11 protein-coding genes are annotated in these 12293 nt (G+C 64.7%); 3 read left to right on the top strand and 8 right to left on the bottom strand.

What is annotated here, in order from left to right; translation table 11 throughout:
- The first annotated feature begins 125 nt into the window (after positions 1 to 125).
- Positions 126 to 365 (top strand): hypothetical protein, encoded by a 240-nt coding sequence (locus tag FLL47_RS00380; RefSeq protein ID WP_144118369.1) that lies wholly within the window; start codon positions 126 to 128, stop codon positions 363 to 365.
- 565 nt (positions 366 to 930) lie between these two features.
- Here FLL47_RS00380 and FLL47_RS42620 read toward each other — a convergent pair.
- Both FLL47_RS42620 and FLL47_RS00375 read right to left on the bottom strand, forming a co-directional pair.
- Entirely contained in the window at positions 931 to 1071 is a 141-nt protein-coding gene (locus FLL47_RS42620; protein WP_186315493.1) for a hypothetical protein, read from the bottom strand.
- Between the two features lie 357 nt (positions 1072 to 1428).
- Positions 1429 to 2274: a hypothetical protein gene (locus FLL47_RS00375; protein WP_144118368.1), complete on the bottom strand. Its 846-nt coding sequence runs from the start codon at positions 2272 to 2274 to the stop codon at positions 1429 to 1431.
- Between the two features lie 219 nt (positions 2275 to 2493).
- Here FLL47_RS00375 and FLL47_RS00370 point away from each other — a divergent pair, with 219 nt between their 5' ends.
- Both FLL47_RS00370 and FLL47_RS00365 read left to right on the top strand, forming a co-directional pair.
- Positions 2494 to 3702, top strand: coding sequence for a WapI family immunity protein (locus FLL47_RS00370; protein ID WP_144118367.1), 1209 nt, complete (start codon positions 2494 to 2496; stop codon positions 3700 to 3702).
- Positions 3703 to 4195: 493 nt separating this feature from the next.
- On the top strand, positions 4196 to 4720 hold the full coding sequence (locus FLL47_RS00365) for a hypothetical protein (RefSeq protein ID WP_144118366.1): 525 nt from the start codon (positions 4196 to 4198) through the stop codon (positions 4718 to 4720).
- 138 nt (positions 4721 to 4858) lie between these two features.
- On the opposite strand, the gene FLL47_RS00360 is transcribed toward FLL47_RS00365, so the two are convergent.
- From FLL47_RS00360 to FLL47_RS00335, 6 genes are all read right to left on the bottom strand, one after another.
- Positions 4859 to 5617, bottom strand: a complete 759-nt coding sequence (locus tag FLL47_RS00360; RefSeq protein WP_144118365.1) for a hypothetical protein — start codon at positions 5615 to 5617, stop codon at positions 4859 to 4861.
- 223 nt (positions 5618 to 5840) lie between these two features.
- On the bottom strand, positions 5841 to 6725 hold the full coding sequence (locus FLL47_RS43515; RefSeq protein WP_222105925.1) for a DUF2716 domain-containing protein: 885 nt from the start codon (positions 6723 to 6725) through the stop codon (positions 5841 to 5843).
- A 1007-nt stretch (positions 6726 to 7732) separates the two neighbouring features.
- On the bottom strand, positions 7733 to 8740 hold the full coding sequence (locus FLL47_RS00350) for a tetratricopeptide repeat protein (protein WP_144118364.1): 1008 nt from the start codon (positions 8738 to 8740) through the stop codon (positions 7733 to 7735).
- A gap of 1 nt (position 8741) precedes the next feature.
- Positions 8742 to 10358 (bottom strand): tetratricopeptide repeat protein, encoded by a 1617-nt coding sequence (locus tag FLL47_RS00345; protein WP_186315492.1) that lies wholly within the window; start codon positions 10356 to 10358, stop codon positions 8742 to 8744.
- A 567-nt stretch (positions 10359 to 10925) separates the two neighbouring features.
- A complete protein-coding gene (locus tag FLL47_RS00340; protein ID WP_144118362.1) occupies positions 10926 to 11942 on the bottom strand; it encodes a C40 family peptidase in 1017 nt (338 codons plus the stop codon).
- Between the two features lie 82 nt (positions 11943 to 12024).
- Positions 12025 to 12237 (bottom strand): hypothetical protein, encoded by a 213-nt coding sequence (locus tag FLL47_RS00335; protein WP_144118361.1) that lies wholly within the window; start codon positions 12235 to 12237, stop codon positions 12025 to 12027.
- Positions 12238 to 12293: the final 56 nt, after the last annotated feature.

Raw genomic sequence — 12293 nt, 5'->3', positions numbered from 1 at the left:
AGCCACCGATACCTGATCTTCAGGGCAGCGCAGCGACCGGGAAGGTCACCCCGTTCCTCTATCGCCGCTACTCGAAGTCGATTCCCACGATTGCCCCCGGTGCTGAACTCATCAACGTCTACTCGGTGGGCGTCCCAGACGGGAACGGAGGCATCATCAACGGTGAGCCGACCCCCACCGACTTCGTGATCCGCTTCGACTACGAAAACGATCGGGGAACGAAGTTCGCCGATTCCTATGGGCTTAATCTCGACGTGCTGAAAGGGCAGACCGGCTCCTACCCATCCAACATCGATTCCAAAGGAATGTATCTCCGGTTGGTTAAGGCGGCCGAGGCACTCGCCCGAGGTCTGGGCCGCCACTGAGCCCATTGTCCAATCAACTTGAACTGGCGAAGTGCCTGTATTCAAACCTGGCCGTATGCTCGCGGGGGGACGCCCCAGCCACGGGGATACCACCTCGTCCCGTCGGCGAGGCATCTTCCCCGGGCAGCCTCATGTCCGATATAAACCGTATGAGTGTTCAAATTGTCAAAGTCGGGTTGGTCGGCGGCCCCCGATCGGGGAGTGGGTCTCGGTCGCCCTCGACGAGAGCGGTTGGCCACCGCAGGTCATCCACAGCACGCGGCAGGATGTGTCGGGTGAGGTGCCCTTGACCTGCCGATATCGTCTGGAGATCGACCCAAAGCAAGCTTCGACCTTTGTCTATTCATTCGAGCGCGTCGAGAATGGTCCGTTGTCAGCTACGGATCTTCTATTGGAGGCACTCGGTGCCCGCGATGCCCCATCAGAACTGGGTGATGACTGATCGGCGGCGCCGAACAGGGCCCTGGCCTCGTCGTGGTTGCATCAGGTCCAATAGTTAATCTTTAACTGGCGGAGTACCTATATGCGAACCAGGTCGCGTACCGCCAGCGAGTGCCGCACTCTATCAGCGTGACGTGCCAGTCGCGCGTCCGCCCATGACCCGTGTCACCGCGGGGATGACCGCCAGCGCCAGGCCGTACCCGAGGATCTGTAGGCACATCGCGATGGTGAACGCGGACTGCTGTACGCCAACTGCAATACCCACCTGGAGAAGTGCCCGCACCTGGACGGCTGTCCGTTCGCCGACTACCTCAACACCCCGCCTGCCGCCGCGTGGGAGACCTACTATCCCAACCGCAGCCGCACCGACACCGCCAATACCCGTCGCAAGATCGAGATACTGGGCCACGACGCGCTGTACCACAGTCCGGCCGCAGCCCGCAGCCCGCAGCCCGCAGCCGCGAACCGCACCGTCCCCCGCCGCCAGCGGCGATAGGAATCGACCTCGCCGCCGTGGAACGGCCCGCCCTCTTTTAGGCTCCGCCAGGCCCCGGCCCCGGCCTCGGCCCGGACCTCGCTCTGGCCGCCCTGGAACACCTCGTTGGCGGGCGGCACCGCCGCCCTACGGCGCCGCCTGCTCCAGGCCGAACGTACGAAAGCCGCCAGGTGGCATCGTGCCCGAGAACATAGCCATGTTCTCCAGATGGTTGCGGACAAACAGCTGGGTCATGCCCATGCGAATCTTGAGCGACTGCCGCTGGCCGCCGAGCCGGAACGGTGCCCACACCTTGATCTCTGGATCGATGCCGATGGCCGGGTTGAACTCGATGTCCGCCGGATCCACGGCCTCACTGGTAGTGAAGCGAGCGATGACCAGCTCTGCATCGATCGGCGCGTACGGCTCGACGTCCTCGTCGAACCTCACGTCGACACCAGCAGGCACCCCGACCTGGACATGGTGCTCGGCTACCTGGCCGAGGCCCAGGTGCAACCGCCGGTGCCGGTCGACCCGGGCCAGCTCGTGCAGCCAGTACAGGAGGTTGCTTTCTGGACCGTAGCGAGACTGGTAGGGCTGCGCCTTCTCCAGGTTGCTCACGATGTCGCCAGGCAGGCTCGCAAGCCGCCTGGCCTGCTGCCTGAACTCCGTGGGCGTGGTGGCGATGGGAAACTGCAGCTTAGCGGCGTCCGGTGGCGGATCCTGCCCGGTCACGGCTGCGGCCCAGGCGTAGAGGCCATTGTCCAGTGCCGCGCGTAGCGCGGCCAGCCAGTCGCTGAACGCCAGCGACATGGAAGCGGGTGCCGGCTCGTGGCACCGCACGATGATCTCGAACAGCTGGTCCGACACCACGCGCAGCTCAGCGCCCCAAGGGTGGCGGCTGATGTAGGCAGCCCAGGCCGAACCGAACTCCTCGTGCCGCGCTTCGGCATGGTCCAGCCGCGCGAAAGCGTGGTCGAAGAGTGTGGCCATAGGACGAGCGTACGGCCTCGTCACTAACGATTTTCGCGGGCTTGCGGCTGCTTGACTGGTGGAGTGCGCCTACTCCAAGGCTGCGCCATTCCTCAGCCGTGGTGGACTCAGGGGTTCCACTGTCGGGCCGCCCTCGGCTGGTTCACGTGGTGAGGCTGCCGCCCATCCCTTTGCCGCCCACATCGTCGCTCGTGCACATCCTGCTGTCATGCTGTGCCGATGCGGTTGTCCTCACCAAATGGTGCGATGGTCGATCTGCGGCCGTCGGCCTACCAATATCCACTCGCCGATCCCGCAACCGCGTCATATGACGCCGATTGGCTCAACATCACCGGAGAGGTAAGCACTGCGGACGGTAGTCATTGGCGATTTGCTGACCCTTGCCTGTTGGCCTACGAGACGCCCATCCTCTCAAGCTGGCTGCGCGAAGTCGCCCGGCGGCGTGTTGCGCCGCTTGCCGAGGGCTACGAGTCCGCGTTCGGCCTGCTGCTGCATGGGAACTCGGACTTCCTTCTCAACTTCACGGAGCCGAACCTGGCATTCAGTGTCGCCCAGTACGGCGACGCCTCCGTCCGCATCCGCGTGCACTTGTCAGCCGAGGCCCGCCCCAGTTGGGCATCGACCCAGCCGGGTTTCTTCTATCTCCCGTTCGACCTCCCCTATGCTAATCTCTTTGCGCTTGCGGACGAGTGGGATCGCAACTGCGAGCCGTTTCCTATCCGGTCCGGCCGCGCAGCTGTGGTGTACGCTCCCGCAAACACCGGCGACGCCGGTCCCGTCACACTCGGCGCGGCATCGGTGTTCACGCTGGCTAGCGGAACCCTCGCCGATGGCGACCCACACCCCGGCAACCACGTCTGGTGGCTAGAGATCTCGCAGAGCGACATCGATGACTTCCGGGCCGTTCTGTCAGCGGCGACTTCGGAAAGGCCGCTCCAGGCCCATCTGGAGAAGCATCCGATCCTGCTGGTTCAGGACCTGCGAGGGGGCCACGGCCGCTGGGTGTTGCCGCAAAAGCAGCTCGGTTCTCAGTTTCGCAGCGACTTCATCATCGGCGCACGCGACAGCTCCGGCTTCCAATGGACAGTTGTCGAGTTGCAGAGTCCTGTGGTTCCAAGGCTCTTCACCAAGAAGGGCCGAAACAGTGAACAGCTCGACGAAGGGATCCGCCAGATCCGCGACTGGCGGCGATGGCTTGCCGAGAACCGCGACTACGCCAACCGCCCGGCTTCGCGCAACGGTCTCGGCCTGCCCGATATCGACGACAAGGTAAACGGCCTGGTCATTATCGGCCGCGACGGTGACCGGGATGACTATGATGCCCAGCGGTTGCGGCAGCTGGCTTACGACCATCGCATAGAGATTCACAGTTATGACTGGCTTGTCCGTGAAGCCGAAAGTCGGCTACACGAGCTGCGGCGCCGATAGCACCTGCCGAGAGACCTTCTGGCGAACAATGCTCACTTAACTGGCGGAGTACCTGTATGCGAACCAGGCCGTATTCGTCCGCGGTTGACCTCGAACCGACGATCTTCAAGGGTCTGCCTACGCCAGCTGGCGCACTTCATGCTGCCGATCGAGCATCGACCGACGCCCGCTTACTGCCAGGCGGGTGATCGCCCGTCGAGGTCCGCCAGCCGCGGCTCAGGAACCAGGCGCGACCGAGTCTTGGCCCGCGTCAGTAGTCGGGACATCAACCAGGCTTGCCTGGCGTACGAGTCGTCGTAGTGCGCAGCGCGTCGCGCAGAGCCTTGCTGACAGCCGTATCGGCGTCGAAGCCGAAGCTGCTCTCCATGCTGCGCTGCCGATAGCTGACCCAGTGGCAGCGGAAGCAAACGGCGACATCAGTGACGTCGCTCTCGTGCGAGACGCAACCTTTTGCCGCGATTGGTGGCCCGAGGAGGGGCGGTATCGTTCTGATGTGGATGATGCCCTGTGTCAGTTGGCTGAGTTGTTGCAGGCCCGCGACGAGCTTGATGTCCGGATCGCTGCGCTGACCGGGCGATCTGGAAGGCCGGGCGATGTCGGCGAGTTCATCGCCGCCAGAATCTTCGATATCGAGCTTGCTGGCACCGCCACGCAGGCCGGCTACGACGGGAGATTTCGATCCGGTCCACTCGAGGGCCGGTCGGTCAACATCAAGACCTATGGAGACGCTGGCGCTGGCCTGGATATCGGCGCGCATCCGTGCGATTTCTATCTGGTGCTGAGTGGTCCCCGGCGCAACGCCAGCGACAGGCACCACCGATGGCGCGTGTCGGCGGTTTACCTGTTTGACGCCGTCAGGCTACACGTCGACCTGGCTGGTCGCGGTGTCAAGATAGGGGTCGCGACGAGCTTGCGGCGCTCCGACTTGGCGGCAGCTCAGATCTTTCCGGCAACGGGACTCGCCGCGCCGCTGGGCTTGACGGCGAGCCAACGGGCCATGCTCTCGCTGTTCGAATAGTGGGACGCACGTACCAATACCACCGCGCAGGCCACTGCCGCGCACGCTTCTGCCGCCACCGTGTGCGGGTCGCTCTGCAGAATCTTGTCGCAGGGCTTGAGGTAATGCCGATACTGACCGCGGCAAGTCGGCTGCGGTCTACGGAGCCGGTTCGTCTGGGTCTTTGCGGAAGGCGGTCACTGCCTGTCCGATGATTACTTCGAGGTCCGGGACATCGGCCGGCTCGGCGCCTGCCATAACGCCCTCGTGCGGCCGGCGCGTCGGCGCGTCCAGACGTAGCTCCACCGGCAGCTGCGGCATCGTGGCTAGAAGGTAGGCCAGCTGCGGATCGGGGAATCCGGCAAGCGGCTCGAGTTCTCGACACCTGGCCTCAAGGCGCAGCAGCGCAGGGTAGACGAGCCGGAGAGCCAACGACTCTCCGGCCACTTCGATCGTCCAGGTGTGGGCGTGGAACCGTCTGACCGGCGCCACCTCGTGAGTGGGACGCTGGCCTGCCTCGATCTCATCGGCCGTGACGAGGTGCTGGCGCGCCTGCCACTGGTCGAAGTACTCGTCGAAGTGCTCGTCTTTGTTACGGATCTCCGCATTCAGCAGCGGGGAATCGGCGGCGACGCGCAGGAGGCGCCGGAGCTCCTCTCCGCGCAGTAGCCGGAGCTGGTGCGACTTAGCCGTATCGGCTTTCTGCTTCCGGCTGCCGGGGTTGAGGATCCGGCAAATCCCACCATAGGAATTCAAGAATGACTTCACCTGCCGCCACTCCTGCGGGTGCGGCGGTCTCCTTCCGCCCATCGCGTTGAGGTCGATGACGTCGCCGATAGCGCTACGAGCTCGCTCGGCCAGTTGGACTAGCGTCGCCGCGCGTCCCTGCCGGTCCCACAGCTCCTCGATCTCGGTCACCGGACCATCATGCCGTTGACGCATCTGGCTATCCGCCTATTTTGCCGATCGCAGATTCGCGCCGGGGGTCACCGGCCGAAAGTGCCGCAGACGGGAGTACTCGGCTAGAGCGCGCCACGCTGACCTGCCGGTGATCGCGCGTGGGCCGGGACTCGGCCAGCTTCTGTGCATGGAGATGCCGTCCCCTAGCGTGCCAGTCGCGTGGGCCAGGGACTCCGCTCGATCAGCGGTTGGTTCGTTTGATCGGAAGCCAGCTTGTGAGCAGGGGGACCAGCGCGGACACGAGGGGCTCGCCGAAGACGCAGAGTGTCTGCTCCCACGGGTGGCCGAAGGTGCCTGTGCTCATGTCCTCGGTGAGGAAGATGTAGTAGTCACCGTTCGGGAAGACCTCCGTCTGCCACTGAGGATCCGGCTGGCAGGCGAGCCGGTCCGGCCAAAACCGGTGCGTCTGGTGCTGCCAGTCGAGCACGACGAGACTGGTGTCCGGTTCGAACATCCTGACCAGCGCGAGCAGGGTGAGGCTATTGACGGCGCGGGCCCCGGCGGCGAACTCCGGATGGCTGCGCGCGGCGAAGATCGGGCCGAGGTCGACTGTGACAGACGGGACGGGCTCGGCGATTGCAGGCCGCCCGGAGTGCATGCCCGGCCGGAAGTCGAACCGCCGGTGAAACGGCGTCCAGTACTCGTCGTCGGCGTCCATGGAAATCGGGCTCCAGGCCGGCTGCAGTTGCGGGGCGACGTCGGTAGCGCGGTCGTCGGAGCCGTGAACGATGCCGGCGATCTTCTCTTGGATGGTGCGCAGCACCGCGATGGTGTCCCGGTCGGCGAAGCCGGTGTCGGCCGACCAGTCGCGCGAGCATCCCAGGGTCTCGCTCGCGAACGCCAACTCAGTCGCCAGCAGCACGCGCCGGCAGTCGCGACGTGACATCGGGCCGCCCGAAGCGACCAGACCGGCCAGGCGGTCCACGTCGGCCCGCAGTGCCGAGCGGTCGTCGAATTCGAGCAGCCGGGCGACCTCGTCCTTGCTGCCGCCCGACTGCATGACGCCGAGCCGGAGCAGCTCCCGCTCGACCAGGTTCAGCCCGGTCAGGTCAACTTGAGCGTCCATGTCCACACGGCTGATCATCCGGCATCACGGCACGTCACCGCCACGCGGTGCCAGCTTGCGCGCCCCTGGATCGGTGAGACGTGGGACCGCTCCACGCGCGCGTGTGGGAGGGCGGGATCGTGAACCGGCCCGCCCAAAGGGTCAAGTAGGTCCAACAACCCGGGCAGGACAACGTCCGCTTCTGTGATCGGCGCGATCGGCAAGATCTCAGTCTTGTGCCGATGCATCAATCGGTCATCCGATGCGACCTGACTCGTGGCCAGCGCAGCAACGTCTTCTGGTCACCGCGCCTGGACTTGCACAGATACGGCCGCCGTCGCTATGCGAATAGGGCTCCATTTAACTGGCGGGGTGCTTGTATGCGAACCCAGCCGTATTCCGGAGCGGGATGGTTTGGGGCGTCCCGCCGCTGGCCTGCGCTGAGCCATGCCCGATCTACTCGGTGCGGCCGAGCACCTCGACTGCAGCCCAGTGAGGCGGTCGAGTTGGAATATCGGCAGCGCCAAGCCACCATGCCGGTTAGCTTGGAGGGTCTTGAGGGGATGTCTCGGCTGCAGCCTCCGGCAGACTGGGCTCTCGCTCCGACAGTTGCGGGCGCCCATGCTCGTGTGATCTCGGGATAAACTCGGCCGAGAAGTATTCGATACGTTCTATCCGCGTTCCATCGGCGCGAATCTCAACCTCGGTCCGCATGACTATGCCTTGGCTGTTCACAATTCGTTGGGTGCTCCTCGGACGGAAGAGAGGGAGTCGTTGGGACTCGATCGACAGGACAGCTCCTGATGTGGGCTGAGTGGTCCGCTGGTGTTCGGACTCGACTTGCCCGCGTTCTGATGACGCTGCCACGGCTCCGCTGATCGCCGTGAAGAGAGACACCGCTGCCCATGCAAGCATGCTGTGACGGAGGTCCGTGGCGACGTTGACCGCAATTCCCGTCGCGGAGGTGATGGCGGCGGCCACCATGCCTCGTAAGAATGCTCTCCGTCGCGAGTGTATGGCAGCCATCGCTATCCCGTCAGCCGCGCGAGGTTCGCTAGGACACCGAGCGTGGCCGGATGATCTGGCCCGAGAAGCCGCTCTCGTCCGGCCAGGGCCTGTTCATATAGGTGGACTGCGTCGGAAATGCGTCCGGAGGCTTCGTAGGCTGCCGCGAGATTGCTGGAAGCCGTGAGAGTAGCTGGGTGGTCGGGGCCGAGCACGCGCTGGAGGTCGGTCAGGACCTGCTCATAGAGGGACACGGCCTCGCTGGTTCGGCCGGTCTCCAGGTATGCGCCCGCCAGGTTGTTGCGCGTGGTCAGGGTGTCCGGGTGGTCGGAGCCGAGCACGCGCTGGAGGTCGGTCAGGACCTGCTCATAGAGGGACACGGCCTCGCTGGTTCGGCCGGTCTCCAGGTATGCGCCCGCCAGGTTGTTGCGCGTGGTCAGGGTGTCCGGGTGGTCGGAGCCCAGCACCCGGATGCGATCGCCAAGGGCTTGCTCGTATAGGTGGACTGCGTCGGAAGAGCGTCCGGAGGCTTCGTAGGCTGCCGCGAGATTGCTGGAAGCCGTGAGAGTAGCTGGGTGGTCGGGGCCGAGCACGCGCTGGAGGTCGGTCAGGACCTGCTCATAGAGGGACACGGCCTCGCTGGTTCGGCCGGTCTCCAGGTATGCGCCCGCCAGGTTGTTGCGCGTGGTCAGGGTGTCCGGGTGGTCGGAGCCGAGCACGCGCTGGAGGTCGGTCAGGACCTCCTCATAGAGGGACACAGCCTCACCGGATCGGCCGGTCTCACGATATGAGCCCGCCAAGTTATTGCGCGTCGTGAGTGTTCCGGGATGATCGGGCCCTAGCAATCGAAGACTATCCGCATATGTTCTCTCGTACAGCGCGCTCGCCATGCCCAGCTGCCCCATCGATTCGTACCCCGCCGCGAGGTTGTTGCGGCTGGTGAGGGTGTCCGGATGATCCGGGCCGAGGACTCGCTCGCGGGCCGCTAGAACTTCCTGTTGAACAGCGAGGGCCTCGTCCCAACGACCCATGTCACGCAGAGCCAGGGCGAGGTTGTTGCGGCTGGTGAGGGTATCCGGATGATCCGGGCCCGAGGACTCGCTCGCGGGCCGCTAGAACTTCCTGTTGAACAGCGAGGGCCTCGTCCCAACGACCCATGTCACGCAGAGCCAGGGCGAGGTTGTTGCGGCTGGTGAGGGTATCCGGATGATCCGGGCCGAGGACTCGCTCGCGGGCCGCTAGAACTTCCTGTTGAACAGCGAGGGCCTCGTCCCAACGACCCATGTCACGCAGAGCCAGGGCGAGGTTGTTGCGGCTGGTGAGGGTATCCGGATGATCCGGGCCATCTTCGCTTACCTGGATGTTGTAAGCGCGCCGGAAGGCTTCGCTCGCAACCGCATAAGATCCAAGATCATATGCGGTCAGTCCGATACGATGTGCATCGTGCTTGTCCGCGACCACGAGTGCATCGACCAGTACGGCAGCAGGAATCGGTCCTTCGGCTACTGCGACAAGATAGTCGTTAACCTCGACATTTCCGCCACTCGCGGATAACAGAGCCGATCCTAGGATCGGCGAGGTTACCCAGTTCCAGGCGTCCTTTAGGGACTCCACATGTTCAGGCGGGTTCCCAGCGGCGGCTGGCAAGTAATAGGTGTGGGACTTCTCAACCAGTCTTCTTGGGATTGGTCGGCCATATCCGGCCCTACGCAGGTCGACTGCTGCGGATACGAGTGCTCGAGCCCGCGGATGGAGGCCGCGGGAGTCTTGAAATCGTTTCCCCAGCGACGGGGCGCCGGCGAGATACTCGGCCAGTCTGCCGTTATGTGAGAACGTGAGTGCTGCTTGGATCAGGGGGTCTGCCTGGAGGGATGATGCCTCCCGGAACTCCTGGGCGCTGAGCGTCGATCCGAGCCGCAACAGCGTCGCCCTGCTCAGTACGGCGATCGCGCTAGATCGAAGTGCTCTGCGTGCGTCCTCTTCGCTTTCGACCGGATGCGCCTGTCGTGCGAACTCGCTACTGCGCATGGTCGCCACGACGACCCGCCGACGGCCGGACGCAGACGACGAAAGAAAGTCGTCGAGGACTCTCAGCGTCAGCCCGTCGAAACTGAGATAACGCTCAAGATCGTCAAGCCACAGAACGGTATCGCCGATGTCGGACACGTTCTCGACCACCTGGGCAAGCGGCGAGTCGGCTGCAGGCACAAGAATGTGCGCATGTAGGAGTTCGGCCTTCACCGCCTCGAAAGCCGTACGCGTCTTTCCCGAGACTGCATCCCCAATGATCAGCGCAAACGCGGAAGGGAGCCGCAGGAGCGCCCTCAGCTCATGATCGATATCCCGTGGAACATACGCCGTAAGCCCGGCGTGTTCGCCGTTGATGGTTGCTGGATGAACTCCAAGACTGGTCGGGTCGTCGACTCGTCCGGCTGGGGGTAGCACCTCGGGGCGCCGGAATTGCGACCGGCGGCGTTCTAGGACATATACACCCAATGTCGTTCCAGAAATCGCGGACAACACCGCCGATACCGCAACAGTGAGGACGCTCCCCATTCCGCCGAACCAAAGGACACCGAGGGCAATCAAGAACGAACAAATCGCGAGGTAAAGCAAGGCCGTCCGGCGCCGAGTGTTGACCACAGTCACCTCATCGGTTTTGCAAACTGCTGACATAGATGGACGAACGCGTCTGCGGTTGACGCACACTCGTGACTGCCTAAGCGCATTCTGCCACATCCAAGTCCACATAAAAGACACCCAAACTCCGGCAGTTCAAGGAACCTCACGGGGTCGGTCTGACGGAAGACTGCCTGCGACCCCGCGGACGCAGCCTCGTTGGATTGGCGTAGTGCCCGACGTGGCGCCATGCAGACGGGACCAGCCCATCCAGCACGCGCGGCATGCACGGCCGATGGTACGAGCGGCTGTTCGGGGCGGCGATCGACTACCAGCAGCCGCCGCCGTTCCAGTCGTGCAACTGCTGTGGCCGGACAAGGCCGGTCGGTACCCGGGGGGCCCGGATCTCGGGGACGCACTGCCGCGTCAGTGACAGCTGCGCGATGCGAGGTAGGCGGCCTCGCCGCTGCTGGCGTGCTTGGCCCACTGATTGGCGGTGTCTTGGCTGATGCCGAGCAGGTCGACCAGGACAGGCGCGGGCAATGCTTGCTGTATCTCACTTCGCGAACCGGGTGAATGTTGCTTCAGATGCAATAATTAAGCCTTAACGATGCGCCGGATCGCGGCGATCTGGTTGAGCCAGTAGCCGAGCTTGGTGATCTTCACGACGTCGCCGGTCTTCGGGGCCTGGATGATCAGGCCGTCGCCGAGGTACATGCCGACGTGCCGCGGGTTGGAGATGGTGCCCTCGCTGCCGGGAATCAGGATGAGGTCGCCGGGCAGCAGCATCGCCGGGTCGGTGATCTCCTTGCCTGCCCGAACCTGGCCGGTGGTGACGCGGGGTATGGAGACTCCGGCGGCCCGGTACGCCGACTGCATCAGTGATGAGCAGTCGCACTGCTTGTCGGGGTCGCCGGAGTGCGGGTCGGTGCACGACCCACCGAAGTGGTAGGGGGTGCCCAGCTGCCTGACCGCCCAGAAGATCGCGGTCATCACCTGCGGCGGGGTGTTGACCGGCAGGGTGAATCCGGCGGGCAGCGCTGCGAGCGCCACCGCCGAGCAGTCGGCCAAGGTGCTGGTCAACTGCTGGACGAGCTGTATCGCGTCGTCGGTCCAGTTCTCGTACGCGCTGGGAAACGCCGACACCTGCACTGCCTGGGCGGCCCGGGTCAGCGGCATCTTCTCCCAACCGCTGACGGTGAGCAGCTTGTCGAAGAACTTGCCCGCCTGGTAGGCGGGCTCGGACAGCTGCGCTACGGTGCCCCAGCCCTGGCTGGGCCGCTGTTGGAACACCCCGATCGAGTCGTGGTCGTTCTTGTCGCCCAGGTGCGGCAGGTTACGCAGGCCGGACTCCTGCATGGCGGTGGCCAGCGCGACAGTCCAGCCCCACTGCGGCACGCCCTTGGCAACGCCGACGTCGATGATGGTCGCAGCGATCTCCAGCTGTTCGGTGTCCCAGCTGCCGCTGGGCGGCTGCCCGGAGGTCTGCCAGGCGGGCGCGGCGACGCTGCCGCATCCGCCGGGGCCGCCCATGACGGCCGATAGAAGGAGCATCGGCAGGCCGAAGCAGCCGACGATGATGGCGGCGACGATGCCGCCGATGGCTTTGTTCATGGCGATGCGCCTTTCGGTGAAGACAAAAAGGCCGGGCTCGCGCGAGTGCGCGGCCGGCGGGGATGAGGTCGAGAAGGCAGGGCTACATGCGGTGGATCAGCGGCAGCAGTCCTTCGTGGGTGTCGCGCAGGAGCTGCTCGATCAGGTCGGCGGCGTCGGCCAGCGGGTGGCCGAGGTCGACCGCGAGGGCGTAGCGCCAGTCCCAGTGGCCGGGTTCGAGGCCGGGCACGTACCACAGCGTCCCGTGGTAGTTGAGGAACAGCGCCCCGCCGATCTGTGGGGCGAGCAGGGTCATCGGCTGGCTGGCGCAGGTGGCTTGGCAGTGGCAGCCGGGGTCGTTGTAGGTGAAGC

The organism is Catellatospora sichuanensis (genome assembly GCF_007483665.1).
GTDB lineage: Bacteria > Actinomycetota > Actinomycetes > Mycobacteriales > Micromonosporaceae > Catellatospora > Catellatospora sichuanensis.
The sequence above is the reverse complement of the archived record's forward strand: the minus strand, read 5'-3'. Positions and strand labels throughout refer to the sequence as shown.